General features: G+C 70.3%; 26 protein-coding genes. 11 read left to right on the top strand and 15 right to left on the bottom strand.

Features of this window, described 5'->3' with window-relative positions; translation table 11 throughout:
• Positions 1-726: 726 nt before the first annotated feature.
• Together VGJ24_RS11470 and VGJ24_RS11465 are read left to right on the top strand one after the other, a co-directional pair.
• On the top strand, positions 727-1146 hold the full coding sequence (locus tag VGJ24_RS11470; RefSeq protein WP_331500724.1) for an ATP-binding protein: 420 nt from the start codon (positions 727-729) through the stop codon (positions 1144-1146).
• On the top strand, positions 1118-1984 hold the full coding sequence (locus tag VGJ24_RS11465; RefSeq protein WP_331500723.1) for an RNA polymerase sigma factor SigF: 867 nt from the start codon (positions 1118-1120) through the stop codon (positions 1982-1984). Before VGJ24_RS11470 ends, VGJ24_RS11465 begins: the two co-directional genes overlap by 29 nt.
• A 16-nt stretch (positions 1985-2000) precedes the next feature.
• On the opposite strand, the gene VGJ24_RS11460 is transcribed toward VGJ24_RS11465, so the two are convergent.
• Positions 2001-2399: a hypothetical protein gene (locus VGJ24_RS11460; RefSeq protein ID WP_331500722.1), complete on the bottom strand. Its 399-nt coding sequence runs from the start codon at positions 2397-2399 to the stop codon at positions 2001-2003.
• Positions 2400-2600: 201 nt separating this feature from the next.
• Between VGJ24_RS11460 and VGJ24_RS11455 the strand changes: the two genes are divergently transcribed.
• On the top strand, positions 2601-2852 hold the full coding sequence (locus VGJ24_RS11455; protein ID WP_329651210.1) for a WhiB family transcriptional regulator: 252 nt from the start codon (positions 2601-2603) through the stop codon (positions 2850-2852).
• A gap of 18 nt (positions 2853-2870) precedes the next feature.
• Here VGJ24_RS11455 and VGJ24_RS11450 read toward each other — a convergent pair whose 3' ends face one another.
• Entirely contained in the window at positions 2871-4352 is a 1482-nt protein-coding gene (locus tag VGJ24_RS11450) for a sensor histidine kinase (protein WP_331500721.1), read from the bottom strand.
• Positions 4353-4419: 67 nt separating this feature from the next.
• Between VGJ24_RS11450 and VGJ24_RS11445 the strand changes: the two genes are divergently transcribed.
• Genes VGJ24_RS11445 through VGJ24_RS11430 form a run of 4 tightly spaced genes read left to right on the top strand, consistent with a single transcriptional unit; the run spans position 4420 to position 7811 of the window.
• The gene (locus tag VGJ24_RS11445) at positions 4420-5274 is read left to right on the top strand and encodes a DUF2785 domain-containing protein (RefSeq protein ID WP_331500720.1); all 855 of its coding nucleotides are present in this window, start codon (positions 4420-4422) and stop codon (positions 5272-5274) included.
• 10 nt (positions 5275-5284) lie between these two features.
• Entirely contained in the window at positions 5285-6952 is a 1668-nt protein-coding gene (locus VGJ24_RS11440) for an acetolactate synthase (protein WP_331500719.1), read from the top strand.
• Positions 6952-7443, top strand: coding sequence for a GNAT family N-acetyltransferase (locus VGJ24_RS11435; RefSeq protein ID WP_331500717.1), 492 nt, complete (start codon positions 6952-6954; stop codon positions 7441-7443). The genes VGJ24_RS11440 and VGJ24_RS11435 overlap by 1 nt, the downstream gene beginning before the upstream one ends.
• A complete protein-coding gene (locus tag VGJ24_RS11430) occupies positions 7440-7811 on the top strand; it encodes a thioesterase family protein (RefSeq protein WP_331500716.1) in 372 nt (123 codons plus the stop codon). The genes VGJ24_RS11435 and VGJ24_RS11430 overlap by 4 nt, the downstream gene beginning before the upstream one ends.
• 164 nt (positions 7812-7975) lie before the next feature.
• Here VGJ24_RS11430 and VGJ24_RS11425 read toward each other — a convergent pair whose 3' ends face one another.
• Complete coding sequence (locus VGJ24_RS11425; RefSeq protein WP_331500715.1) at positions 7976-9259, bottom strand: D-tagatose-bisphosphate aldolase, class II, non-catalytic subunit; 1284 nt, start codon at positions 9257-9259, stop codon at positions 7976-7978.
• Positions 9260-9330: 71 nt separating this feature from the next.
• On the opposite strand from VGJ24_RS11425, the gene VGJ24_RS11420 reads away from it, so the two are divergent.
• Entirely contained in the window at positions 9331-10095 is a 765-nt protein-coding gene (locus tag VGJ24_RS11420; RefSeq protein ID WP_331500713.1) for a DeoR/GlpR family DNA-binding transcription regulator, read from the top strand.
• 28 nt (positions 10096-10123) lie between these two features.
• On the opposite strand, the gene VGJ24_RS11415 is transcribed toward VGJ24_RS11420, so the two are convergent.
• The 7 genes from VGJ24_RS11415 to VGJ24_RS11385 form a co-directional block, all read right to left on the bottom strand.
• Positions 10124-11236, bottom strand: a complete 1113-nt coding sequence (locus VGJ24_RS11415) for a sn-glycerol-3-phosphate ABC transporter ATP-binding protein UgpC (protein WP_331500712.1) — start codon at positions 11234-11236, stop codon at positions 10124-10126.
• A complete protein-coding gene (locus VGJ24_RS11410; protein WP_331500711.1) occupies positions 11236-12105 on the bottom strand; it encodes a carbohydrate ABC transporter permease in 870 nt (289 codons plus the stop codon). The genes VGJ24_RS11415 and VGJ24_RS11410 overlap by 1 nt, the downstream gene beginning before the upstream one ends.
• Complete coding sequence (locus VGJ24_RS11405) at positions 12102-13028, bottom strand: sugar ABC transporter permease (RefSeq protein ID WP_331500710.1); 927 nt, start codon at positions 13026-13028, stop codon at positions 12102-12104. Before VGJ24_RS11405 ends, VGJ24_RS11410 begins: the two co-directional genes overlap by 4 nt.
• 6 nt (positions 13029-13034) lie before the next feature.
• Positions 13035-14327, bottom strand: coding sequence for an ABC transporter substrate-binding protein (locus VGJ24_RS11400; protein WP_331500709.1), 1293 nt, complete (start codon positions 14325-14327; stop codon positions 13035-13037).
• A 90-nt stretch (positions 14328-14417) separates the two neighbouring features.
• Positions 14418-16055, bottom strand: coding sequence for a choice-of-anchor Q domain-containing protein (locus tag VGJ24_RS11395; RefSeq protein WP_331500708.1), 1638 nt, complete (start codon positions 16053-16055; stop codon positions 14418-14420).
• A 121-nt stretch (positions 16056-16176) separates the two neighbouring features.
• Positions 16177-17046, bottom strand: coding sequence for a sugar isomerase (locus VGJ24_RS11390; protein ID WP_331500707.1), 870 nt, complete (start codon positions 17044-17046; stop codon positions 16177-16179).
• A 78-nt stretch (positions 17047-17124) separates the two neighbouring features.
• Positions 17125-18435 carry an alpha-glucosidase/alpha-galactosidase gene (locus VGJ24_RS11385; RefSeq protein WP_331500706.1) on the bottom strand — a complete coding sequence of 437 codons (1311 nt, stop codon included), beginning with the start codon at positions 18433-18435 and terminating at the stop codon, positions 17125-17127.
• 91 nt (positions 18436-18526) lie between these two features.
• On the opposite strand from VGJ24_RS11385, the gene VGJ24_RS11380 reads away from it, so the two are divergent.
• Together VGJ24_RS11380 and VGJ24_RS19605 are read left to right on the top strand one after the other, a co-directional pair.
• Positions 18527-19459, top strand: a complete 933-nt coding sequence (locus tag VGJ24_RS11380) for a sugar kinase (RefSeq protein WP_331500705.1) — start codon at positions 18527-18529, stop codon at positions 19457-19459.
• A 46-nt stretch (positions 19460-19505) separates the two neighbouring features.
• Positions 19506-19580 carry a 50S ribosomal protein bL37 gene (locus tag VGJ24_RS19605; protein WP_396408713.1) on the top strand — a complete coding sequence of 25 codons (75 nt, stop codon included), beginning with the start codon at positions 19506-19508 and terminating at the stop codon, positions 19578-19580.
• Positions 19581-19598: 18 nt separating this feature from the next.
• On the opposite strand, the gene rsrA is transcribed toward VGJ24_RS19605, so the two are convergent.
• From rsrA to VGJ24_RS11355, 5 genes are all read right to left on the bottom strand, one after another.
• Entirely contained in the window at positions 19599-19853 is a 255-nt protein-coding gene (rsrA, locus tag VGJ24_RS11375) for a mycothiol system anti-sigma-R factor (RefSeq protein WP_331500703.1), read from the bottom strand.
• On the bottom strand, positions 19850-20515 hold the full coding sequence (locus VGJ24_RS11370) for a sigma-70 family RNA polymerase sigma factor (protein ID WP_331500702.1): 666 nt from the start codon (positions 20513-20515) through the stop codon (positions 19850-19852). Before VGJ24_RS11370 ends, rsrA begins: the two co-directional genes overlap by 4 nt.
• A gap of 71 nt (positions 20516-20586) precedes the next feature.
• Positions 20587-21225 (bottom strand): alpha/beta family hydrolase, encoded by a 639-nt coding sequence (locus VGJ24_RS11365; protein WP_331500701.1) that lies wholly within the window; start codon positions 21223-21225, stop codon positions 20587-20589.
• 7 nt (positions 21226-21232) lie between these two features.
• Positions 21233-22006, bottom strand: a complete 774-nt coding sequence (locus VGJ24_RS11360; protein ID WP_331500700.1) for an SOS response-associated peptidase — start codon at positions 22004-22006, stop codon at positions 21233-21235.
• A gap of 92 nt (positions 22007-22098) precedes the next feature.
• Positions 22099-22833 (bottom strand): hypothetical protein, encoded by a 735-nt coding sequence (locus VGJ24_RS11355; RefSeq protein ID WP_331500699.1) that lies wholly within the window; start codon positions 22831-22833, stop codon positions 22099-22101.
• Between the two features lie 175 nt (positions 22834-23008).
• Between VGJ24_RS11355 and VGJ24_RS11350 the strand changes: the two genes are divergently transcribed.
• Positions 23009-25351, top strand: a complete 2343-nt coding sequence (locus VGJ24_RS11350; protein WP_331500698.1) for a sigma-70 family RNA polymerase sigma factor — start codon at positions 23009-23011, stop codon at positions 25349-25351.
• The last annotated feature ends 104 nt before the right edge of the window (positions 25352-25455 follow it).

Genomic DNA, 25455 nt, shown 5'->3' with positions numbered 1-25455 from the left:
CGTCGTGCCGGTCACTCATCAAAAGTGACACACGACGCTCCAGCGCCGAGTCCGGAAGGACGGCGGCGCCCAGGGTCCGCGGCAACGCCTGCCCCCACGCCCGTCCGTCGGGTGCTCCGCGACCCGCGGCTGGCGGGCTAGGGCGTGTGACCAGGATCAACTGACTAGCCCGGTCCGAAAGGCGCCGATTCGCCCCAGTCAGGCGCAGCCCATTCTGGGCGGTTCGACGCGGGTCCATGCGGACTTCTTGTCGCCAGCTCTGGCGTCCGGAGTGCGCCCGATACGCGCCGCTCGGAGCCGCTGCCGACGGCGCCGGCCGCTGGCACGACGCCCGTCGCGTCGAACGCCAGGCATTCCGGAATCTAGCGATGCCATGAACGACCATTTAGTCCGCAGAAAGTCCGCAAGAAGTTCGCGGACGACCAACGGCTTCCGACATCACCCAAGTCATAACCGCAGGTCAGCCCGCATGCGCCACCGACTGCCACCAACGACCGTCCAGGCTGGCCCACAAGGAGACCAAGAAGGCTTGAGCGAAGCTCAAGGCTTCGAGACGATCTGGTAGGTCGCCTCACCGGGGCTCGGCACTGACCCAGTGATAGACCGCGAGGTTCCGACGGAGCCGGGCACCGGTTTACCTGTTCGGGTGTTGCGCGATGTTTGCCGCAAGGGGCATCGGGCACGGCTAGGGTGACGACCGGTCACCAGTTCCCCGGAAGGCTCGCGATGGACCGCCCCGCACCCGTGAAGGCCGACGTCTCGCTGCGAATCCCGGCCGACGGCGCCTACGTCTCGGTGCTCCGGACGATGACCGCGGGCCTCGCCGCGCGGCTCGACTTCACCGTCGACGACATCGAGGACCTGCGCATCGCGGTCGGGGAGGCCTGTGCCCTGGTGCTGCCGGTCGCGACACCCGGGGCCGCCCTCGAGGCGGAGTTCCGGCAGACGCCGGGCACGCTGACGGTGGCGGTGCGGGTCGAGACCGCGAGCCGTGCCGGGCTCGACTACGAGAGCTTCGCCTGGCAGGTGCTCAGCACCCTGACCGCGGGGGCCGCCGTGGACGCAGACGACCACCGGCTCGAGGTCACGTTCTCGATGGACTCCAGCCTGGCTCTCAGTGACGGACGTCAGGGAGCCGGCGGCTGAGATGGCGATCGACCGGGGCTCGGGGCCCCGGCCCCCAGGGTCGGACCTGAGCGGGGGCGCCGTCCCGGGCCGGATGGACGGCACGCGCGAACAGAACGCGCGGCTGTTCGCCCAGTTCCGCGACACCTCGACGCTGGAGGCGTCCCGGCTCGCGGCCCGCGACGGCCTGGTCGCCCTGCACCTGCCGCTGGTCGAGCACTGTGCCCGACGGTTCCGCAACCGCGGGGAGCCGTTCGAGGACCTGGTGCAGGTCGGCACCATCGGACTCATCAAGTCGGTCGACCGGTTCGACCTCGCCCGCGGCGTCGAGTTCTCGACGTACGCGACGCCGACGATCATCGGCGAGATCAAGCGCCACTTCCGCGACAAGGGCTGGGCGATCCGCGTGCCGCGCCGGCTCCAGGAGCTTCGGATGCAGATCGCCGCCACGACCGCGGAGCTGACCCAGCTCCTCGGCCGGTCGCCGACGCCCCGCGAGCTGGCCGAGGCGATGGGCTGCTCGGTGGAGGAGATCGTGGAGGGCATCGAGTCGAGCAACGCCTACTCGACGCTGAGCCTGGACGCCACCGACGACAGCGGGGAGGACGGCGGCGTCTCGATGCTGGAGATCATGGGGCTCGACGATGAGGACCTCGAGCAGATCGAGATCCGGGAGTCGATCAAGCCGTTGATCGAGGCGTTGCCCAGCCGCGAGAAGCGGATCCTGCTGCTGCGCTTCTTCAAGAACAAGACGCAGTCGGAGATCGCGGCCGAGATCGGGGTCAGTCAGATGCACGTGTCGCGACTGCTGAGCCGGACCCTGGATCAGCTGCGCAGCTCGCTCCGGGAGTCGGTCTGACCCGCAGGTCGGGGAGCTACGAGGCGTCGTCGCGCCGATCCGACAGCGCCTCGACGCTGGCCGGGTGGAGGAGGCCGACGAGCACCACGACCGCGATCAGGGCCAGCACGACCGATACCCAGGTCGTGCTGCCGCCCAGGAAGTTCCAGGCCAGCCCCAGGGCCAGCACCTGGGTCACCACGAGCGGGCTCCGGGCCCAGGTGCGCCCGTGGACGACGGACCAGGCGCACGCGATCAGCGCTGCGCCGAGCAGGATGAAGAACAGCGACGTGGTCACGCCCATCGCCGCCCGGTCGGCGTGGATGTCGGCGGCGAGCAGTACGCCGTATGCGAGCACCAGGAGGCCCTCGACCGCCGTCAGGCTCGCCGCGACCACCAGCGGCGACGGCCGGGATCGGCCGGGGGTGTCAGGCACGAACGTCAGGGTACGGCCCGGGTGCGGGAGACCGATGGGTGGACGGGGGGTCGACGGTGTCCGGGCCTGTGACAAAACTGACCAGCGAAAATGGTTGTCTCCCGATGCAAACCTTGCCACTGTGGAGACGCGCTCGTGAATGGATTCACATCCGCGCGCCCTGATGCTGTCCCCCTTGTGAAAGAGAGTTCTGCGAAAGCCATGGATTGGCGCGACCGCTCCGCCTGCCTCGACGAGGACCCAGAGCTGTTCTTCCCCATCGGCAACACCGGACCGGCCATCCTCCAGATCGAGGAGGCCAAGCAGGTGTGCCGACGCTGTGAGGTGCGCGAACAGTGCCTTCAGTGGGCCCTCGAGGCCGGACAGGACCACGGAGTCTGGGGCGGCCTCAGCGAGGACGAGCGCCGGGCGCTGAAGCGTCGGAGCTCCCGCGCACGCGTGCGCACCGCCTGACTCGGCTCACACACCGGCTCACCCTGGGTCGAGAGGTACGTCGACCACTGCGCGCGCCCCGACGCCCGGGCCGGACCGCAGCTCCAGCAGCCCGCCCAGCTCCGACTCGACCAGGGTCCGCACGATCGACAGCCCGAGGTTCGGTGACATCTCGGGGTCGAACCCGTCCGGAAGGCCGACCCCGTCGTCGTCGACGGTGACCCGCAACCGACCCGCGATCCGCTCCGGGGCGACACAGATGGTGCCCGCCTGCTGACCCGGGTAGCCGTGCTCAACGGCGTTCTGGAGCAGCTCGGTGAGCACCATCGCCAGTGCGGTGGCCGTCTCGTTGGGCAGCAGCCCGAACGAGCCCTCCCGGTGTACGACGGGCCGGTCGTGGGGGCCGTCCGGCCCGGCACCCACATCGGTGACCATCGCGCCGAGCCGGTCGGCGATCTCGTCGAAGGCGACCTCGTCGAGCACCTCCTGGCTGAGGGTCTCGTGGACGATCGCGATCGACCCGACCCGGCGTACCGCCTCCTCGAGGGCGGCCCGGGCCTCGTCGGAGCCGATCCGGCGTGCCTGGAGCCGCAGCAGCGCGGCGACCGTCTGCAGGTTGTTCTTCACGCGGTGGTGGATCTCGCGGATCGTCGCGTCCTTGGTCACCAGCTCGCGGTCGCGGCGGCGGATGTCGGTGACGTCGCGCACCAGCACGAGGGCACCGACGTGGCCACCACGCGCCCGGAGCGGGATGGCCCGGACGATCAACGACACCTGGTCGTCACCGACCTCCGTGTCGCGGTGCACCCGACCGCCGAGCACCGCGCTGAGGGTCTCCTCATCTGGTCGGCGGCGCGGTGGCACCAGCTCCCGGGTGACGTCGGCGAGGACGTGGCCGTCGAGGTCGCCGGACCAGCCGAGGCGCCGGTAGACCGAGAGGGCGTTCGGGCTGGCGTAGGTGACCAGGCCCCGCTCGTCGACCCGGACGAACCCGTCCCCGACGCGGGGCGAGTCGGCGTGCGCGCTGCGCTGCGCGGCCGGCGGGAAGTCGCCCGTGGCGATCATCGCGGTCAGGTCGGCGGCACTCTGGAGGTAGGACAGCTCGAGCCGGCTCGGGGTGCGGACCCCGAGGAGGTTCGTGCTGCGGGCGATGACCGCGATCACCCGACCACCCCTCGGAACCGGGATCGTCTCGACCCGCACGGGGACGTCGTCACGCCACTCCGGGTCTCCCTCGCGGACCAGCCGGGCGTCGGCGTACGCGCGGTCGAGCATGGGTCGGCGTCCGGCCGGGACGAAGCTCCCGACGATGTCGTCGACGTACGCCGTCGGTCCGGTCGTCGGCCGCATCTGGGCGGCGGCCCAGAAGCCCTCTCCCCCGCGATCAGGGAGCCACAAGACCAGGTCGGCGAAGGACAGGTCCGCGATGATCTGCCAGTCGGCCATCAGCAGCTGGAGCACGCCGACGTCGTCCGCTTCGAGGTCGGTGTGGCTGCGGACCAGCTCCAGCAGGGACGGCACCGGCCCAGCGTAAGCGGGGTGGCGACTGCCGACGGCCGGGTCCGCGGCGGCTGGCAGGATGGGTGACATGTCGACGGCGTACTGGCAGCAGGTCCGGTCCGCCGAGATGAAGGTGCCGACCGACCGGCCGCTGGCCGACCTCACCGCTGAGCTCACCACGATGCTCGGCTCGATCGATCCGGTCGAGCGCGACGAGACCGCCTACCCGATCCTCGCCACCTGGATCTCCGAGGGCGTGTACGACGACCTCCTCTCCGGGCTGGGCGACGGCATGGCCGCCGGACTCATTCAGGGGCTCGGAGAGTCGGGCACCGACTCGGTCTTCCGGCGCAGCTTCTCCGCACTGGTGCTCGCGGAGTGCATCGAGCGCGACAACGCAAGGTCGCTCCTCCCGCCCGCGAAGATCCTCGACTGGGGCGACCGCGTCACAGGCTGGCTGGTGCGCGAGCGCGACGTCCGTGGCTTCATCCCCGGGCGGGGCTGGGCGCACGCCGTCGCCCATGGTGCAGACGCCGTCGGTATGCTCGCCGAGTCACCGCACTTCGGGCTCAACGAGCTGACGGTGCTGCTCGACGTGATCGCCGACCGCCTGCTGCTCGAGACGCCCGTACCGCTCACGAGTGGCGAGCCCGACCGCCTCGCGCTCGCGACCATGACCATCCTCCGGCGTCGTCTCGTGCCGCTGCGGATCATCGAGCCCTGGTTGGCCCGGCTGACCGCGGCGGCCACGCCCACCGGCTCCACCGAGCACGATCCCTACCTCACCACCGCCAACCCCGAGGCCTTCCTGCGTGCCTTGCACATCCAGGTCGCGCTGGCTCCCGAGCCGATCGACGTCCGGGCCGACCTCCTGCTCGAGCTGGTCGCCGCCCTGCGCAGCACGAATGCGACGTACCTCCGGCGCGAGGTGACCGGTCGGTAACCTGCCCTTCATGAGCGAACCCGAGTCCGGCCCCCTGACGAGCGGTCACGCCGGTGAGCTGGCCGTGGCCGTCGCCCGGGCGCACGGCGTGGAGACCCTGTTCACGCTGTCCGGCGCCCACGTCTTCCCGATGTACGACGGAGCGGTCAAGGCCGACCCTCCGATGCGGATCCTCGACGTACGCCACGAGCAGACCGCGGCGTTCGCGGCCGAGGCCACCGGCAAGCTCACCCGGGTGCCCGGCTTGGCCGTGCTGACGGCCGGCCCCGGTGTGACCAATGGCGTCAGCGCGATCGCGCAGGCGCAGTTCGCCGGGTCGCCGATGGTCGTCGTGGGCGGTCGCGCACCGCAGAACCGCTGGGGCAGCGGCAGCCTCCAGGAGCTGGACCAGCCCCCGATCGTCGCCTCGATCACGAAGAGCGCGCGGACCATCCCGACCGCGGCCGAGGTGACCACCGGGTTCGACGAGGCGTTCCGGCTGGCCGGGTCGTCCCACCGCGGCCCGGTGTTCGTCGACGTCCCCATGGACGAGTTCTTCAACCAGGCCACGGCGACCGTGCCGTCCGGGCACCGCGACCGCGGCGCAGGGCCCGACACCGACGCGATCGAGCGGATCGCCCGCCAGCTGGGCGACGCCGAGCGACCGGTCCTGATCCTCGGAACCGACGTCTGGGCCGACGGCGCCGAGCAGGCCGCCCTCGACCTGGTGGAGTCGGTCGGCGTCCCGGCCATCACCAACGGGATGGGTCGCGGCATCGTGCCCGGCGGCCACCCGCTGCTGGTGACCAAGGCCCGCGGCAAGGCGCTGAACGCCGCGGACCTGGTCGTCGTGGTCGGAACGCCGCTCGACTTCCGGCTCGGGTACGGCGTGTTCGGCGGCAAGGACGAGACCCAGCCCGCGCGCGTCGTACACATCGCCGACTCGCCCGGCCAGGTCGCACAGCACGCGGCGCTGGCCGACTCCGTGTCGGGCGACCTGTCCTCGGTGGCCCGCGGTCTGGCGGCGGCGCTGGAGCGCACCGACCTCTCGGCGTGGAAGGCCTGGGTCGAGGACCTCCAGGCGACGGTGAAGGGGGCCGCGGCTCGCGACGCCGAGCTGCTGACCGCCGAGGCCGACCCGATCCATCCGGCGCGCATCTACGGCGAGCTGCTCCCCCGCCTCGCCGACGACGCGGTCGTGATCGGCGACGGCGGCGACTTCGTCAGCTTCGCCGGCAAGTACGTCGAGCCGAAACGCCCCGGGGGCTGGCTCGATCCCGGCCCGTACGGCTGCCTCGGGGCCGGCCTCGGCGCCGCGATCGCCGCGCGCCTGGCCCGGCCCTCGTCGCAGGTCGTGCTGCTGCTCGGCGACGGCGCGGCCGGCTTCTCGTTGATGGACGTCGACACCCTGGTCCGGCACGACCTGCCCGTGGTCATGGTGATGGGCAACAACTCCGCCTGGGGGCTGGAGAAGGGTCCGATGCAGATGATCTACGGCTACGACGTCGCCGCCGACCTGGCCCAGCAGACGCGGTACGACGAGGTGGTCAGGGCGCTCGGTGGCGCCGGCGAGACCGTGACCGACCCGAAGGAGATCGGCCCGGCCATGGACCGCGCGTTCGCCGCGGGCGCGCCGTACCTGGTGAACGTGATCACGGACGTGAACGCCGCCTACCCGCGGAACACCTTCGGCGTCTGATGCGCATCCGACGGGCTCGACCGGAGGACCTCCCCGCGGCCGGCGAGGTCACGCTCGCGGCGTACGCCGACTTCACCGAGGGCGACGTGGATGACTACGTCGAGCACCTGCGCGACACGGCGCGGCGCGACCGCGAGGCGGAGGTCTGGGTCGCGACCCGGGACGACTCCGACGAGGTCGTCGGCACCGTGACGATCTGTCCGGACGGGTCGCCGTGGCGGGAGATCTCGAAGCCGGGAGAGGGCGAGTTCCGGATGCTGGCCGTGGCACCCACCGCACGCGGGCAGGGCATCGGCGCGGCGTTGGTGGACCTCGTCGTGAACCGGTTCCGGCGTGACAGCGCTCCCGCGATCGTGATGTCGACCCTGCCGGTGATGACATCGGCTCACCGCATCTACGAGGCAGTCGGGTTCGTCCGCGCGCCCGAGCTGGACTGGTCCCCCACCGACCAGGTGCACCTGATCGCGTACCGCCTCGAGCTGCGGCCGTGACGACCACGCTGACGTTCACCGTCACCGACGACGACACCGCCGCGGCGCTCGGGTCGGGCAGCCTCCCGGTCCTCGGTACGCCGCGGCTGCTGGCGTGGTGCGAGGCCGTCACCTGCGCCGCGATCGAGCCCGAGCTCGGCAAGGGCGAGACCTCTGTCGGCACGCGGGTGACCCTCGAGCACACGCGCGGGAGCCGGGTCGGCGTACTCCTCGAGGTGACGGCCACACCGGTCTTCCGCGACGGCCGGCTCTCCCGGTTCAGCGTCGTCGCCCGAGAGGCTGACGGGGGCCACGTGGTCGGCACCGGCGAGGTGACCCGCGTGGTCGTCGATGCGGACCGCTTCCTGGGACGACTCGGACCCACCTAGCCCGAGGTGGGCCATCTCCCGCGCCCAGGTGTCAGTTCCCCACCGCCGAAGTGGCGATTCCCCCGTGTCGAGGTGGCGATTCTCCCGGCGTTCGTCGCGGAGATGTCCCACTTCGGCCGCGGAGAGGGCCCACTTCGGCCGCGGAGAGGGCCCACTTCGGCGGGTCAGTGGGGCGTGACGGCCGTGGCGTAGGTGCGCAGCACGTCGCGCACCCGGTCGAGGACCAGGGCCCGGGGTGCACGTGCGAGCCCGTCCGAACGGACGCGTGCGTACTGGTCGGGGAGGAAGGCGCTCAGGAGCGGGTCGGGGATGCCGCGGTTCGTGAGGTTCTCCAGCAGCGTCGCGACCGCCATCTCGATCTCGAGTTCCGGCCAGTAGTAGCGCATCCGGTCGCTGTAGCTGTAGCGCCGGGCGAGCGCCTGCTCCTCCGGGGTGCCGGCGTAGTAGCCCGCCCACTGCTCCGGGCGCGCGAGCATCCGGGCCTCCACCACCGCGGGCAATCTCGAGCACGCGGCGACCGGCAGCAGCTCCGCCTCGATCGCCGCGAGTGCGAACAGCGCCTCGCGCATCGCGAAGGTCAGACCGGGGCCGACCTTGAGCACACCCCAGCCGTCGGTCACCAGAGTGGTGAGTGCCTCGAGGGTCTGGTAGTCGGTCGAGTGCGCCTCGAAGACCATGGCCGGCTCGTCGTCGAGAGCCGTGCGCAGCGAGCGCGTCGCCTCCGAGTCGTAGTCGAACACCCTGACGTGGTCGAACTCCACGCCGGGCTGCACGACCAGGGCCATCACCTGCGGCCAGACGTCGCCGCGGCCGACCGCCGCGAACGCGTCCTTGTGATGGTCCAGGGTGGCGCGGGCCGAGTCGCGCGTCGTGGGCACCAGCCCCGTGATCTCGTGGTCGGCACCACCCGGCACCGGCACCTCGGTGCCGATCACGTAGCGGAGCTCCCCGGTCAGGCCGGCTCGCGCAGCTTCGTCCTCCGCGGCCACCAGCATCCGCGCGGCGCGGGTCGCCATCACCTCGCCCTCGAGCGACCCCGGGTCGTCGGCACAGGGGTAGCTGCAGTCGAGGTGGAGCTTGGTGTACCCGGCCTCGACGTAGCAGCGGACCAGGTCCTCGGCGTGCGACATCGCGGTCTCCGCGGGCTGGTCGCGCCATCGGTGGGGGCCGAGGTGGTCCCCACCGAGCACCAGGTCCTCCGTGGGGAGCCCGAGCCGGCGCGCGATGTCCTCGACCAGGGCTCGGAAGTCGGCCGGCCGGAGGCCGGTGTAGCCCCCGAACTGGTCGACCTGGTTCGAGGTGGCCTCGATGAGCACCGGGGTCCGATCGCCCACGGCCTGTGCGAGGGCGGCCTCGATCACGAGCGGATGGGCCGAGCAGACCGACGTGATGCCGGCGGGACGGTGGTCGCGGTGGGAGCGCACCACGGCGTCGAGATGGCGGTTCATGCGGCCGTGTCTCCATCGATCAGTGCGCGGAAATGCTCATTTCGCCCCAGATGGGCATCTAGGATGAGCGTGTGAAGGCCGAGAGATTGGGCGAGATCCTCGACCGGGTGGCCGAGAACGGCAGCGTCGACGTGGTCGGTCTGGCGCAGGAGTTCGCGGTTTCCGCGGCGACGGTCCGCCGGGACCTCCAGACCCTGCACGACCAGGGCCTGGTACGTCGTACCCACGGCGGCGCGCTGCCCCGCCCCGCCGGTCTCGAGCTGCCGATCCAGTACAAGGCCTCGCGGCAGCACCGGGAGAAGCGTGCGATCGGCCTGGCCTCGGCCGGCCTGGTCCGCGACGGGGACGTCGTCGGCATGACCGGAGGTACGACGGCCACCGAGGTGGCCCGCGCGCTCGCCGACCGACGTGGTCTCACCGTCGTCACGAACGCGCTGAACATCGCCGCCGAGCTCGTCTCCCGCCCCAACATCCGGCTCGTCGTGGTGGGGGGCAACGCCCGGCACGCGTCGTACGAGCTGGTGGGTCCGGCCGCCGAGGCGATGATCGCTCACTACCACTTGGACGTCGCCTTCATCGGGACCGACGGGTTCACCGTGGCCGAGGGATGCACGACCCACGACGAGATGGAAGCGCACACCGATCTCGCCTTCATCGGGCAGACGGCACGCACGGTCGTGATCGCGGACAGCAGCAAGATCGGCAAGGTCACCTTCGCCCGGATCTGTGGCACGGAGATGATCGACACCCTGGTCACGGACTCCGGGATCGAGCCGGCGATGCGAGCCGCGGCCGAGGCCGCCGACGTCGAGGTCATCTCGGCCGACGACACATAACCCCGGCCACGGGCCTTCTCGTGATCGGTCACGACAGGCCGATGCGCTCGGGCGTGAGGTCGGCGGCGCCGGTCTCGGCATCGAAGAGGTGGGACTTCGCCGGCGAGAAGGTGAGGCCGACCCGGGCACCGGCGTCGAAGAACGTGCCCGGCGGCGCGTGGACGATCACGCTCGTCGGGTCGCCGCCCGACGAGCCCTGCTCAGGTGCGGCGTCCACGAGTGCGTGGACGAGCACGTGGCTGCCCAGCGGTTCGCAGACGTCGACCCGGGCCGGGACTGTGGAGTCGGCACCCGGAGACCCGATGAGGAGGTCCTCGGGCCGCACGCCGAGGATCACCGGACGGTCGGGAGACGAGACCCGAGCCACCTCCACACCGGCGACCCGGACGATCCCCTCGTGCACGACGGCCGGGAGGAGGTTCATCGGAGGGCTTCCCATGAACCCCGCGACGAACGTGTTGGCCGGCCGGTTGTAGATGTCGTCCGTCGTGCCGATCTGCTGGACCTCGCCGTTCGACATCACGCAGATCCGGTCACCCAGCGTCATCGCCTCCACCTGGTCGTGGGTCACGTAGATCGAGGTCACCGGCAGCTCGCGGTGCAGGCGCTTGAGGTCCCCGCGTACCTGGGTCCGCAGCTTCGCGTCGAGGTTGGACAACGGCTCGTCGAGCAGGAACGCCTGGGGCCGGCGTACGAGCGCACGACCCATGGCCACCCGCTGCCGCTGGCCACCCGAGAGCTGGCCGGGCTTGCGGTCCAGCAGCCGGTCGATGTCGAGCAGGACCGCCGTCTCGCGCACCCGACGGTCGATCTCGGCCCGGGGCGTACGGCGCTGACGGAGCCCGTAGGCGAGGTTCTGGTAGACGCTCATGTGGGGGTAGAGCGCGTAGTTCTGGAACACCATCGCGATGTCGCGCTCCCCCGGTCCCAGCCGTGTGACCGGCCGGCCGGCGATCTTGATCTCCCCCGAGGTCGGCTTGTCGAGGCCGGCGAGGAGTCGCAACGCGGTGCTCTTGCCGCACCCCGAAGGTCCGACCAGGATCAGGAACTCCCCGTCCGCGACGGCCAGGTCGAGCCCCTTCAACGCCACCACGTCAGCGCCGAAACGGCGGGAGACTCCGACGTACTCCACTTCGGCCATCAGCCCTTCAACCCCGTTCCTGCCACCGACTGGACGAAGTACCGCTGCGCGACCACGAAGACGACGAGCATCGGCAGCAGGCTCATCACGTTGCCGGCCATCAGCAGCGGCCAGTTCGTCGAGTGGGCACCCTGGAAGTAGCTGAGGCCCAGCGGGACGGTCATCTGGTCCTGGCTGGTGATCACGATCAACGGCCACAGGAAGTCGTTCCACGAGGTGAGGATCGTCAACGCGGCCAGGGTCGACATGGCCGGCATCGACAGCGGCAGCACGATCTTGAACAACACTCCGATCCGCGACGTGCCGTCGACGCGAGCGGCATCCTCGAGCTCGACCGGGACCGTCTGGAAGAACTGGCGGAGGAAGAAGATGCCGAAGGCGGTCGCCAGGTTCGGCAGCATCAGCGCGCCGAGGTGGTTGATCCCGAGGAACGGCGAGACGTTGTCGCCGAACCACTTCACGATCAGGAAGACCGGGATCATCGTGACCTGGAACGGCACCATCAGCGTGGCCATCAGGGTGAGGAACAGAGCCTTGCGTCCCAGGAACCGCACCCGGGCGAAGGCGTACCCGGCCAGGCTGCACACCACGAGGTTGCTGATCACCACCACGAGCGTGACCAGTGCACTGTTGAGGAAGAACGTGCCGAACGGCGCGGTGTGCCAGGCGTCGACGTAGTTCGCGAACCGCCAGTGGTGCGGGATCAGGACCGGCGGGAAGCGGTTGGCCTCGGCCGTGGTCTGCAGCGACGTGAGAAGCATCCAGAGCAGGGGCGCCACCAGCACGAACGTGAGTGGTACGAGCACGAGGTGCCAGGGACTGAAGGGCAGCCGCAGCCGGCGCCCCGACTCGGTCTCGGCGGCGCTCATGAGTAGTGCACGTGCTTCCGGGCGAGACGGAACTGCAGGGCCGTGATCACCACGATGACCACGAAGAGTGCGTACGCCATGGCCGCGGCGTACCCGGCGTTGAACTGGACGAACGCCTGGTCCCACAGGTAGTACACGATGACCGTGGTGGCGTGCAGCGGCCCGCCCTTGGTCGTGAGCCAGACCTCGTCGAAGAGCTGGAGCGCGTTGATCGTCAGCCAGACCACCAGGAAGAGGCTCGCGGGGCTGAGCAGCGGCACCGTGATGGTGCGGAACCGGGTGAACGCACTCGCCCCGTCGATGGCGGCCGCCTCGTGGAGCTCGGCCGGGACGCCTTGGAGCGCCGCGAGATAGACGATGACGGAGAAGCCGGTCCACCCCCAGATCGTCATCGCGACGATGACGTACAGCGCCTGCGACGGCGACGACAAGAAGGGCTGCGAGCTGATCCCCACGGCGTTCAGCGCGGCGTTGACCAGCCCGTAGTCCTGGTCGGTCAGCCAGAGGAAGATGATCCCCTCCGAGATCGTCGAGACCGCCATCGTGACGTACGCCGCGGTGCGGTACACCGCGATGCCGCGCACCGAGCGGTTCATGGCTGCCGCGACCAGGAGACCGACCAGCATCGTGCCGGGCACGAAGAGTGCGGTGTAGACGATGGTGTGCTGGATCGCGTCCGCGAAGCGCGGGTCGTCGGCGAGCTGTCGGTAGTTCTTCGTCCCGACCCACGGCGTCTCCGGGGTCAGCAGGTCGGACTTCTGGAAGGACAGCTTCAGCGACATCAGCACCGGAAGCAGCCCGAAGACACCGATCAGCAGGGCACCGGGGGTCACCAAGGACCACCCGGTCAGGCTCTCGGAGCGTCCCAGACGCCGCAGCACGCCCGGCCGGCTCCCGGCTCCGGCCACGGCGTCTTCGGCCATCGCCGCCTAGCTCCCGCTCAGGGCTGCGTCGGTCGCCTGGGCGGCCTGGTCGAGTGCGGCGGCCGGCTGAGTCTTGCCCAGCAGCACCGACACGATCGCCTGGCCCATCGCCTCCGAGATGGCGGGGTACTGCTCCACCGCCGGGCGCACCTTCTTCACGTTGGACAGGTTGGCCACGAACGTCGAGCTGCCGGGCAGGTTCTTGTTCAGCTGCTTGACGAACGGCGCGTCCTGCCCCACCGACGTACGCGTGGGGAGGTCACCGGTCGCCAGCGAGTCCGCCTTCACCTGCTCCGCCGCCGTCAGCCACTGCACGAAGTCGACCGCCGCCTGCTTGCGCTCGGAGCCGTTGTCGAAGACCACCCAGTTGTCCGGGCCCGAGATCGTCTGGTGCCCCGCGTTCGAGTCGGCGAACGCCGGCATCACCTGTACGCCGTAGTCGATGTCAGGGATCGAGCTGAGGTCCCACGGTCCGGTCACCATCATCCCGATCTTGCCGCTGTTCATCAGCTTGGTGCCGTTGGTGTTGGCGGTGTCGAGGTACACCGAGTGGTCGGTCACCGCCATCTGCTGCAGCATGGTCAGCGCCTCGACCCCCGCGTCGGAGTTGAACGCCGCCTTGGTGTTGTCGGGGGTCAGGATGTCGCCGCCCGCCTCCCAGAGCATGGCGTCGTAGTGCCACACCGTGTCTTCGCTGCCGTCGGCAGGGATCATCCAGCCGTACTGCTTCTTCGACGGGTCGGTCAACGCCTTGGCCGCAGCCCGGAAGTCGTCCCAGGTCCAGTCCGGCGACGGCGGGTCGATCCCCGCCTGCTGGAAGAGCTTCTTGTTGTAGACGATCGCCAGGTTGTCCACGAGCGCCGGTACTCCGACGATCTTGTCGCCGACGGTCGCTGCCTGGCGCTCACCCACGTAGAAGTCGTCCCAGTTCCAGGCCGGCTGCTTGACGTAGGGGGTCATGTCGACCACTTGCGGGATCTTGGCGATGTTGGGAGCCCACGACCCGAACATGTACGCGACGTCGGGTGGGGTTCCGCCGCGCACCGCGGTGAGGACCTTCTGCAGGACCAGGTCGCTGCTCGACACGAGCTGGGTCACCTCGACGTCGGGGTGCTCCTTGTTGTACTGGTCGATCAGGGACGTGAAGCTCTTGCCCTGGGCGTCGGTGTAGCCGTCCCAGACCACGATCTTGGTCTTCCCGCCGGCGGAGCCTGACCCATCCCCGCCGCCGCATCCGGCGAGCGCCAGGGCACCCGCGGTGAGCAACGCGACCATCCAGCTGCGTGGGCGACTCTTCATCTGTACTCCTTCACTGGAACGGTCATGGCGTTCGACCCGCTTCTGTCAGCGGTGGGACCCTTATCCGCGATCATCGGCGCTCATCGGCGCTCATCGGCGTTCATCGGCACCGACATCGATCCTCGGACCCTGGACGCGATGCTGACCGTCGATGTCGCGGCGGCCCACCTCATGTGGTCGAACCGGGAGCCCGGCGTCGATCGCAGGCGAGCGGGCGCGCAGGTGGAGGTCACCACGGGCGGGGTGTCTCAGGTCGGGGTCGGCGAAGCGGCTGTGGGAGTCCTGGCCGGTGGCGGTCCGGTAGGCCTGCCAGCCGGTGTAGGTGACACCGAGCACGCCGAAGGAGGCCCGGGCCGCCCGGCCCCCCGAGGCGTAGTAGAGGTTGCCGTCGAGCCGGGGCATCCGGCCCGAGGCATCGTCCTGAGCACGCGGAACGGTCCCCACGAGGGCGTGAGCGGGGCCGGTGGCCTGTACGACGTTCCCTTGGAAGAGGGTGCGGGAGACGTGGTACTGGACCACGATCTCCGGTGACCCGTCGGCGAACTGGTTGTTGGCGTAGAGGGTGTTGTGCAGGAACCGGTTGGCGAAGGCTCGCCCGGTCTCCACGCCGCCACAGTCGCCCTTGCCGTCGCAGTAGCCCCCTGTCGCGATCCCGACGTAGCCGCTCCGGGTGATGAAGTTGTCCGCGACCACGACGTGGTCGGCACTGCCTCGGGCGTTCTCGGCGGCCACCTCGATGCCGATGTCATTGCCCCGGACCCGGTTGCGCTCGACCCGGATCGCCGTGCCCCCGTCGATGTAGATGCCGTCGGCGCAGTTGCACCAGCCGCCGTCCTCGAAGTACGCCGGGTTGCCCCGGGAGATGATGTTCGTGATCACGTTGTCGGCGATGACGCCGTTGCGGGCGCGGTTGGCCCGGCTGTAACGCGCCGGCCCGCTCAGGGTCGGCTCGAAGCCGATGGCGTCGATCCCGATGTTGTTGTTGTCGTGGATCCGGTTGTAGGTGATCCGCCAGTGGTTGACGTTGCCGTTGACGACCACGGACTCGCTCGCACCCAGGGCCAGGTGGTCGACCTCGTTGTGACTGATGGTGACATCGACGATCGGGTGCCGCGCGCGGTCGCCGTACACCGCGATGCCGTGGGCGTTGATGTCGAAGTTGCCCAGGGTGCCGTTGTAGTTCCCCATCGAGTGCACGTGGTTGTGGCGCAGCGTCACGTGCGACGACGCACCGTGCACGTAGATGCCGATCGGCATCGCCGACTTCGAGGTCGTGTCGTAGTTGCGGATGTCCAGGCCGCTCACCGTCACCCGGGAGCTGTTCACGATCGTGACCATCGCCGATCGATCGGGGGGAGGCGTCAATGGACCACCGTCGAGGATGACGTGCTCGTGCCGGAACGGGCGGATCGTCACCTGGTGCACGCCCCGCAGCATCACCCGCTGGGCGTAGGTGCCTCCACGGAGGAGCACGACGCCTCCGTGTGCCAGGCGGTCCACCGCCTCGTCGACCGACGCCAGCGGGTCGTGCCGGGTGCCGGCGGCGCCGGCGTGCCCCTGCTGACTGACGAACACCCGCTGGCTGCCGGCGGAATGGGCTACCGCTCCCGCCGGACCTGCCCCGATCGCCGTGGTCGCGACCGGCGCTGCCGCCAGCGCCACCACGCCGGTCAGCGTTCCCACCCAGGCGGAGGTACGGCGCGACCGAGCGCTCCTGACGGCGTTCATCACTGCGGAGCCTGCCAGTAGGGTGGGCACACGTCAATCAAAAGCGAACATGTCTGACCGCGCGAACGCGCACACGCGTCGGCACAGGGTCCCGGCCCGGGCGGCCACGAGTGCCGGGCAGTCATGCGAGGACCACCGATCGGGTGAGGGCACGCGGATGGTCGGGGTCCAGCCCGCGCGCCTCGGCCGCCGCGACCGCCAGTCGCTGCACCTGGACCAGCTGCGCCAGCGGGTCCAGAGCGCCGGTGACCACGCGGGCGCCGGTCCCCGCCACCTGGTCGACCAGCCCTGCGGGCGGCGTTCCGAAGATCCAGACCAGGCTCCGGTCGCCGGCGACCGCGATGGGTCCGTGCCGGTAGTCCATCGCCGGATAGGACTCGCTCCAGGCCTGGGCTGCCTCACGCATCTTCAGGGCCGCCTCGTGGGCGAGTCCCACCGTCCAGGACGTCCCGAGGAAGACGAAGTGCTCGAAGTCGGCCGGATCGACCGGCAGCGGTCCTTCGACGGCGACCTCGCTGTCGGTGATGGACGGCCCCAGGTCGGTGCCCAGGGCGGCCCGCAGCAGGGAGATCGCCGTCGTGGGGAACCTGGTCTGCACGATGCTGGCCTCGTCGGCGAAGTCGAGGGCCAGGTACTGGTCCACCAGCGGCGCCAGAGGTCCCCCGTGGACCGCGCTGAGGACCACCTTGGTGTCGGCGTCGAGCTCGCGCATGGCGTCGACGATCTCCGTCGTGGTCCCGGAGCGGGTCAAGGCGAGGACCGTGTCGTACCTCCGGTCCGTGAGCACCTCGGAGCCGAACGCCCAGTCGGTCTCGCCGAAGCCGGCGCGCTCGCGGAGCTCGGCGTAGGACATCGCCATGAACGCCGAGGTGCCGCAGCCGATGACCAACATGCGCCGACCGCGAGCCGAGAGGTACTCGGGAACGGGCCCGTCCGCCACCCGGCGCCAGAGCCCCGGCTGGGACCTGATCTCGTCTGCTGTCAGCGTCATGCGGCACATTATGCTCGTAAATGATCAGTACGGACAAGGTCGAGCATCAGGTGAGCACGCCGAAACACTCGACCCAGGTCAGAGGGGCAGGGGCTCGCGGAGTGCCTCTGGAAGCAGTGGACCGTGCGCAGCGACCATCGCGTCGCACAGCTGCCAGATCTGGTCGACGGTGAGGCTCGCTGCGGCGTTGGGGTCGACCATGGCCGCGGCGCGAACGAGCCGGGGATCGCCGTCCACGGCCGCCCGTACGGCGAGCTCCGCGGGGCCGATGTAGGAGCGATTCACCGCCGCGCACTGGGGCGGGAGGTCCCCCACGTGGATCGGGTGGGCTCCGAGTCCGTCCAGGAGCGTGGGCACCTCGACCGCGAAGCCGGACGGCAGGTTGGTGATCAGGCCGTGGTTCGCCACGTTCGCCGAGATGACGCGGATGGTTCCGGTCTCCAGCGAGTGGATCACCTGCGGCGCGTACTCGGTGGCGCCCGACTCGATCTCGAGACGCCCGGTGGTCGCGAGCTGCTCGCGGACGCGCGTGTACTCGGCAAGGTTCTCGGCGCTGATGTCGACGTACTCGCCCACGTTCAGGCGCAGCCGCTCGACCTCGCTCGGGTGGTGGAGGTACCACGGCACGTACTCGCTCGAGTGCTCGCTGGTCTCCGTGGGATAGAAGCCGAGGCGGCGGTACATGTCCACGCGCACCCGCCGTCGCAGCTCCGGGTCGGCCGCGATCCGCTCGTCCAGCAACGGATACAGGCTCTTTCCCTCCCGCTCCCAGCGCAGCACCCAGCCCTGGTGGTTGACGCCCGCCGACCAGTAGGTGACCTCGTCGAGCGGGACACCGACCAGCTCGCACAGCCCGTCCATCGTCCAGTGCACCGAGTGACACAGGCCGAGCACTTTCAGCTGTGGCGCGACCGCGTGGAGGAACGTCACGTTCATCGCCATCGGGTTGGTGTAGTTGAGGAGCCAGGCGTCCGGACACAGCTCCGCCATGTCCCGCGCGATGGCAGCCAGGACCGGGAAGGTCCGCAGGCCGCGGAAGATCCCGCCGATCCCGATCGTGTCGGCAATGGTCTGGTTCAGCCCGAAACCGGCCGGGATCTCGAAGTCGAGGACGGTGGCCTCGTACATGCCCACCTGGATCACGTTGATCACGTAGTCGGCGCCGTCGAGGGCACGCCGGCGGTCTGCCTCGGCCTTGATCTCGGGGTGGGCCCCGACCTCGCGCGCGGTGGCTTCCGCGATCGCCCTGGCCGTCTCCAGCCGCTCGGGGTCGATGTCGTGCAGCACGACCCGCACGGAGGAGAGCTCGGGGAAGGAGAACACGTCACCGAGCAGGTCGCGGGTGAAGACCACGCTGCCCGCCCCGACGATCACGATGGTGGGTGGCATGCTTCGAGAGTATGGCGTGGCTCGAGCATGACGCTCAAGTTCGTGCGAGAATCGGTGTCCATTCGCGCAAGCGTCGGACTGGAGGAGCCACGTGGCGGCACCGGACGTCCTGGTCATCGGGGATGCCAACCCGGACCTGGTGCTCACCGGGGACGTCGTCCCCGCGTTCGGACAGGCCGAGACGCTGGTGGACTCGGCCGACCTCGTGCTCGGCGGCTCGGCGGCGATCGTGGCGTGCGGTCTCGCCCGTCTCGGCGTACCGACCGCGCTCGCAGCGACCGTCGGGGAAGACGTGTACGGCGCCTTCGTCCGGGACACCCTCGGCGAGCGCGGCGTGGACACCCGCTGGCTTCGGACAGACGCGGCCGTCGCGACAGGCCTCAGCGTGGTGCTGTCGGGCGGAGACCGCGCGATCCTCACCTTCCCGGGGACCATCGCCTCGAGCGGCCCCGAGATCATCGACCAGGACCTGGTGGCGTCGGTGCGCCATCTCCACAGTGCGTCCTTCTTCTTGCTGCCTCGCCTGGCCGAACACCTGCCAGGCGTCTTCGCCCGTGCCCGCCGGGCCGGTGCGACCACGTCGGTGGACACCAACTGGGACCCGGCCCGGGCGTGGGCGGGCATCGACCGTCTGCTCGACCACACGGACGTGCTCCTGCCCAACGCCGCGGAGCTGCTCGCGCTCACCGGGCGCAGCGACCGGGACGAGGCGGCACGCGTCGTCCTGGACCGCGGTTGCCAGGTCGCACTCAAGGACGGGGCCGACGGAGGGGTCCTCTGGCAGGCACCCGACCTCGTCACCCGCGTGGCTGCGCCTGACGTCGCTGCGATCGACACCACAGGCGCCGGCGACTCCTTCGACGCCGGCTTCATCAGCGCACTGATGGCAGGGTTGCCCCCCGAGGAGTGCCTGGTCCGTGCCGTGGCCTGCGGGAGTCTCTCCACGCGAGCCGTCGGTGGGACCGCCGGTCAGCCGACCCTCCAGGAGCTACCGGCCGGATTTCGTGCGGCGCCGCCCACCTGAGACGATGGAGGTCTGCCCCGCTGGGGCCGACGACCAGGAGGACACCATGGGCAAGACCGGACGCAAGCGCCGGGGCCGCAAGAAGAAGGCCGCGAACCACGGCAAGCGCCCCAACGCATAAGCGAGGACGGGTCCGGGGCTAACTCTCGGTGTAGGACACCTGGATCTGCTGGATCTGCACGCGGACCCGCTGTCGCAGGCTCTCGGGGGCATGCTCCATGCACGATCGCTGGACCAGCGCCTTCACCGTGCGCTGCAGGTCGTAGCTGTGCAGGCAGGGCGCGCACTCCTCGAGGTGGGCCTTGACCTCGGCCACCTCTCCCTTGTCCAGCTCGTTGTCGAGCAAGCAGACGATGCGCTCCAGGAAGTTGGCGCAGGTCTCGTCGCTGGTCATGACTCCGATCCCCCTCCGGTGGCGTCGTGCCCGACCGGCAGGAGCGGCTGGGCCCGCGCGTAGTCCGAGAGCATGTCTCGCAGCTGACGGCGACCGCGGTGGAGCCGAGACATCACGGTGCCGATCGGCGTCCCCATGATCTCAGCGATCTCCTTGTACGCGAACCCCTCCACGTCGGCGAGGTAGACCGCGAGGCGGAACTCCTCGGGCAGCCGCTGGAGGGCGTCCTTCACCTGCGAGTCGGGCAGATGCTCCAGCGCCTCGCTCTCGGCGGACTTCAGGCCGGCGGAGGTGTGCGATTCGGCGCGCGCGAGCTGCCAGTCCTCGACGTCCTCGGACATGGCCTGCTGCGGCTGGCGCTGCTTCTTGCGGTAGTTGTTGATGAAGGTGTTGGTGAGGATCCGGTACAGCCAGGCCTTGAGATTGGTGCCCGGCCGGAACTGGTGGAAGGAGGCGTAGGCCTTCGCGAAGGTCTCCTGGACCAGGTCCTCGGCGTCGGACGGGTTGCGGGTCATCCGCATCGCCGCGCCGTACAGCTGGTCGAGGAAGGGCAGGGCGTCGCGCTCGAAACGGGCGACGCGCTCGGCGTCGGTCTCGGTCTCGACATCGACCTCGGGCGCCTCGTCGGGGGCGAGGGAGGAAGGATCAGAGTGTTCGGTCATTGACTCCCAGGTTACCGGGGCGTGGGCACGATCCATGAGGGCAAGCACGTTGAATGAACACGTCCGTGAGGTCAGGGATTCCCCATGACCTCACGCACGAGCCACTCCAGCACTGCCTCCACCACCACGGCGAGGGCCTCGGGCTGCGACAGGGGGCCGCTCGCGGGCACTCTCAGCCCATGGTCGGCGGCGGGCACGACGGTCAGGTCGGTGCCTTCGGGGAACTCATCGGGCCGCCCCATGGAGTCGCGTTCGCCCTGCACGACGAGGGTGGGGACGCCTGCCCCGGTCAGCTCATCGACGCGCGACTTCTCGGGCCGGCCGGGCGGGTGGAGCGGGAACGCGAGCGCCAGGCAGCCCACCGCTCCGAGATGCGTGGCGCAGCGGGCGGCGGACCGGGCCCCGGCCGAGCGGCCGCCGACCACGAGCGGAGACCTCGGCCGCAGGGCGCGTACGGCGGACGTGAGGCCGACGTCGAGCGTGGGAGGCGCGGACGCGACCTTCTTGCCGGCCACCCGCCACGGTTGCTCGAACAGGGCCACCGTGACGCCGTGGTGTGGCAGTGCGGCCGCGAGCGCCACCAGGTCGCGCGCCTCGACGCCGTTCCCGGCGCCGTGGCTGAGGACCAGGGTCGCCGTCGCGGCGCGGGCGGGGTGCAGGTCGAGCCGCCCCTCGCCGTACGGCGTGGAGACCGGCCGGGAGCGGGTCACGCCCCGCTCACAGCAGGGCGTCCTCGGCCGGGATGGGCTCGACCAGCTCGGGACCGTTGTTGCGCACATTGTTGACGTCGGTCGAGACCGGGAAGGCCTCGAGCCGTCCGGGTGACGCCGGCACGAGCAGCGAGAGCAGGTCGTCGCGTGCGGAGACGCTCGGGTCGAGCCAGGCCGACCACCGGTCGCGCTCGACCATCAGCGGCATCCGGTCGTGGATGTGGCCGACGGCGTCCTCGGCCTCCGTGGTCAGCACGGTGCAGGTCCAGCGGAACCGGTCGGGGTCGTCCTCGGCCCGGTCGGGGTCGCGCCAGATCTCGTACAGCCCGGCCATGGCCAGCACCCCGCCGTCCTGCGGATGGATGTAGAACGGCTGCTTGAGGGGCCGGCCGGACTTCCCCTTCACCTGGGTGGGGTACCACTCGAAGTACCCGTCGGCCGGGAGCAGGCAGCGACGCGAGGCGAACGCCCGCTTGTACGCCGGCTTCTCGGCGACCGTCTCCATTCGCGCGTTGATCATCCGGTTGCCGATGGCGGGGTCCTTCGCCCATGAGGGGATCAGGCCCCAGCTGAGCACCCGGAGCTGGCGCTCGGGAGGCTCGGGCTCGGGGTCGTCACGGGAGGACGGCGACCGCTCCATCACGGCGTACACGGGCTTGGTCGGGGCGACGTTGAAGTCGGGTGCGAGGGCCTCGTCGACCCGGTTGCCGCTCGCGGTGGAGATCTCGAACTCCTCGACGAGGTCCTCCGGCTTCCGGCTCGAGGCGTAGCGACCGCACATGCCGTCAGCCTAGAGCGAGGACGTCGGGGCCCGGCGAAGCCGGGACGCGACGGCCACCGGGATCGCCGCAGCGAGCTTGTTCGCCTGACGTCTCAGAGTGCCTGGTCGCGGGACAGCTCGTCGAGCAGGCTGGACGCCTGGTCGGCCGCCAGGGGCAGGCTCTCGCCCCAGATACGTACGCCGCCGTGGGCGCGCTCCCCTACGTCGAGCAGGCTGCGCAGCAAGGACATGCGACGCGGCAGGCCCTGGTCGCGGGCCGCAAGGATCACGATCCGGCGTGGGCCGATCCGGCAGACCGTCTCGTCGGTGGCGAACACCGAGCGGGCGGACTCCCCGATCCGCGACATCCGCAGGTCGAGGCCGAACACTTCGTCGGCGATCCCGGAGAAACGCGGGGCCGCTGCCTCCACCACGACGAGCGCGTAGCGCTCGCGGAGGGTGGCCGGCCCGCGGGTGTCCCCCCGGTACAGCTCCGTGAGCCGGCCACGGAGATGGGCCATGCTGGCCAGCCCGGTGAGCGGGTCGGCGCACGAGAGCTGGTGCAAGTAGGCGAGCGTCGCCTCGCTCCAGCCGAGCGCCACCGCACACGCATCGGTGAACGCGGGCTCGGTGCCGAGCACCACCTCATAGGTCGTCCTCAGATCCGCCAGGGTCTCCTCGAGTGAGACGCCTTGGCTGCCCTGCAACCTGCCCACGACTTCACAGGCATCCGTGGCTGTGCGACCGGCGATCAGGGCCTCACCCACGGCCTCGAACCGCGCCGGCACATCCGCGCGTACCTGCTCGAAGAGCTCCGGATGGTCCGACGCGGAGGAAGGCCCAGGCACGACTTTGTCCCGAAATGCCCAGAACCCCATGTCGCCTCCCTCCGCATCGTCGTCCAGCGCTCTCCGCCCATTGAGACGGCGCGCGGGTATCAGCATGATGGCGATTTGAAGGAATTTTCTCGGAGTTCCGCCCATACTGTCGTCACAGGTCTCGGTTTTACCCGTTGGAGTTGGTGTGAGCGTCTCGCTGCAGGTCGAGGGACCCGGCGACGCCGAACTCATCTCGGCGGTGCGGGGCGGGGACGTCGACGCCTACGGCGAGCTGTTCGCGCGCCACGTCGACGCCGCGCGGCGGTTGGCCCGGCAGCTAACCGGTCCGGCCGATGCCGACGACCTCGTCTCGGACGCGTTCACCAAGGTCCTGACCGTCCTCCAGCGCGGTGGAGGCCCCGACCTGGCCTTCCGCGCGTACCTGCTGACCGCCGTACGCCGCCTCCACGTCGACAAGATCCGCGCCGGCTCACGGCTGCGCCCGGTCGACGACCTCACGCCGTTCGACCCGGGCCTGCCGTTCCACGACACCGCCGTGGCCGGCTTCGAGAACGCCGCCGCCGCGAAGGCCTTCGCCTCGCTCCCGGAGCGCTGGCAGATGGTGCTGTGGCACACCGAGGTCGAGCAGCAGAAGCCCGCGGACATCGCCCCCCTGCTCGGGATGAGTGCCAACTCCGTCTCTGCCCTGGCCTACCGGGCCCGCGAGGGACTGCGGCAGGCGTTCCTCAGCCAGCACGCGACCGACCCGGACGACGTCGACTGCGCCTGGACCCGGGACCACCTCGGCGCCTATGTCCGCTCCGGGCTGTCCCGCCGCGACGCGAGTCGCGTCGACGACCACCTGGCGTCGTGCCGCGCCTGCGCCGCGGTCTACCTCGAGCTCACCGAGGTCAACTCCGGCCTGGCCGGGATCCTGGCGCCGCTGCTCCTGGGGTCCGCGGGTGCCGGGTACGTCTCGTCGGGTGGCGCCGGCACGGGCTTCCTGTCGACCGGGTTCAGCGCCGCGCGGACCTGGGCCGTCTCGCACGCGTCGGTCACCGCCATCGGCGGCATTCTCGTAACGGCGACCGCGGTCCTCTCGATCTACGGGGCGACCCACTTCCACAGCAAGGACGCCGCCGACCTGGGCTCGCCACAGGGGCTGAACCAGCCCCCCGCCGCGTCGACCCTGCCGACCAACGGTGGGGACGGCAAGTCGGGCCAGCACAACGGCCAGTCGCGCGGCCCCGACGCCGCCAAGACGACGCTTCCGCCCCCGACCAGCCAGGCGCCGTCCGTGACCCCCACGTCGACGCCGCCGTCGACCGAGCCCACCGACACGACGTCCAGCCCCAGCGAGCCGACCACCGGCCCGACCAGCCCGACGACCGGCCCGACCAGCCCGACGACCGGGCCGACCGGGCCGACTGACCCCGGTGGCGACCAGATCACATTCACCTCGACGCCGCCGACGAACCCGAAGTTCGGCGACACGTACGACGTGAGCGCGACCAGCGGCTCGGGACATAAGGTCTCGTTCTCGGTCGACCCCACCGTCAACCACCTCGGACCCGCCTGCTCGATCTCCGGCTCCACCGTCACGTTCAAGCATGCCGGTAAGTGCGCGATCTCCGCGGAAACGGGATCGAGCAAGATCGCGCGGGCACAGGCGACACAGTCGGTCAACGTGCCCAGGCAGGCGCAGCAGGTGACGATCACCTCGTCCGCACCCACCTCACCGACCTTCGGTGACACCTACCGGGTGTCCGCCTCCAGCGACTCAGGTGCCCCGGTCGCCGTCTCGGTCGAGACCACCACCAACAAGCTCGGCCCGGCCTGCACCGTCACCGGCTCCACCGTCAGCTTCGACCACGCCGGGAAGTGCACCATCACCGCCAACGCCGGCAACGACGACTACCTGCCCGCCAGCGACACCCAGGGCGTCGGCGTCCCGCAGGAGGCGCAGCAGGTGACGATCACCTCGACCGCCCCCGCCGACGCCGTGGTCGGCGGACCCAGCTACACCGCCACCGCCGACGGCGGTGCCTCCGGCAACGACGTGGTCTTCAGCCCCGGCTCACCCCTGGTGTGCTCCGTCGCCGTCGACGGCACCGTCACCTTCGACCACCCCGGCACCTGCATCGTCGATGCCGATCAGTCGGGTGACGACGACTACGACGTCGCCGCGCAGCAACAGCAGAAGTTCGACGTCGGCAAGGGCACCCCCCACCTGGACTTCACCCTGCCTGCCAGCGGCAAGGTCGGCGGCAGCGACCTGCTCACCGCCAAGAGCAGCGACTCGGACGGCACAATCACGTACTCCGTCGACCACCAGAGCCAGGTCTGCACCCTGAACCAGGCGCACACCACGGTTCGGTACCACCAGGTCGGCGCCTGCACCGTCACCGCCACCTTGGCTCCCACGGACGACTACACCGGCGCCACCGCCGTCCAGACCGTCAACGTCACGGGGGTGCTTTCGGTGAGCGCGGTCGTGGACGCGAACCCCACCATCGGCGCTCTCTTCGGAACCATCATGTCGTGGTGACGGTGGGCGCACTGGCGACCGACTCAACCGAGCCCCGAGTGCGGGCGTGACGTTCACGGCGACATCCACGGACGGGGAGACGGCCTCCGACCAGGTTCGCATCG

It is taken from the genome of Nocardioides sp. (assembly GCF_036493135.1).
In the GTDB taxonomy this organism is placed as follows: domain Bacteria; phylum Actinomycetota; class Actinomycetes; order Propionibacteriales; family Nocardioidaceae; genus Nocardioides.
This window is presented reverse-complemented; position numbering and strand designations above follow the sequence as displayed.

Excerpts from the sequence above, each read along its gene's own strand:
- VGJ24_RS11470 (WP_331500724.1), top strand. The coding sequence starts at position 727 with ATGGACCGCCCCGCACCCGTGAAGGCCGACGTCTCGCTGCGAATCCCG.
- VGJ24_RS11455 (WP_329651210.1), top strand. The coding sequence starts at position 2,601 with ATGGATTGGCGCGACCGCTCCGCCTGCCTCGACGAGGACCCAGAGCTG.
- VGJ24_RS11445 (WP_331500720.1), top strand. The coding sequence starts at position 4,420 with ATGTCGACGGCGTACTGGCAGCAGGTCCGGTCCGCCGAGATGAAGGTG.
- VGJ24_RS11440 (WP_331500719.1), top strand. The coding sequence starts at position 5,285 with ATGAGCGAACCCGAGTCCGGCCCCCTGACGAGCGGTCACGCCGGTGAG.
- VGJ24_RS11435 (WP_331500717.1), top strand. The coding sequence starts at position 6,952 with ATGCGCATCCGACGGGCTCGACCGGAGGACCTCCCCGCGGCCGGCGAG.
- VGJ24_RS11425 (WP_331500715.1), bottom strand. The coding sequence starts at position 9,259 with ATGAACCGCCATCTCGACGCCGTGGTGCGCTCCCACCGCGACCACCGT.
- VGJ24_RS11415 (WP_331500712.1), bottom strand. The coding sequence starts at position 11,236 with ATGGCCGAAGTGGAGTACGTCGGAGTCTCCCGCCGTTTCGGCGCTGAC.
- VGJ24_RS11410 (WP_331500711.1), bottom strand. The coding sequence starts at position 12,105 with ATGAGCGCCGCCGAGACCGAGTCGGGGCGCCGGCTGCGGCTGCCCTTC.
- VGJ24_RS11405 (WP_331500710.1), bottom strand. The coding sequence starts at position 13,028 with ATGGCCGAAGACGCCGTGGCCGGAGCCGGGAGCCGGCCGGGCGTGCTG.
- VGJ24_RS11400 (WP_331500709.1), bottom strand. The coding sequence starts at position 14,327 with ATGAAGAGTCGCCCACGCAGCTGGATGGTCGCGTTGCTCACCGCGGGT.
- VGJ24_RS11395 (WP_331500708.1), bottom strand. The coding sequence starts at position 16,055 with ATGAACGCCGTCAGGAGCGCTCGGTCGCGCCGTACCTCCGCCTGGGTG.
- VGJ24_RS11390 (WP_331500707.1), bottom strand. The coding sequence starts at position 17,046 with ATGACGCTGACAGCAGACGAGATCAGGTCCCAGCCGGGGCTCTGGCGC.
- VGJ24_RS11385 (WP_331500706.1), bottom strand. The coding sequence starts at position 18,435 with ATGCCACCCACCATCGTGATCGTCGGGGCGGGCAGCGTGGTCTTCACC.
- rsrA (WP_331500703.1), bottom strand. The coding sequence starts at position 19,853 with ATGACCAGCGACGAGACCTGCGCCAACTTCCTGGAGCGCATCGTCTGC.
- VGJ24_RS11370 (WP_331500702.1), bottom strand. The coding sequence starts at position 20,515 with ATGACCGAACACTCTGATCCTTCCTCCCTCGCCCCCGACGAGGCGCCC.
- VGJ24_RS11360 (WP_331500700.1), bottom strand. The coding sequence starts at position 22,006 with ATGTGCGGTCGCTACGCCTCGAGCCGGAAGCCGGAGGACCTCGTCGAG.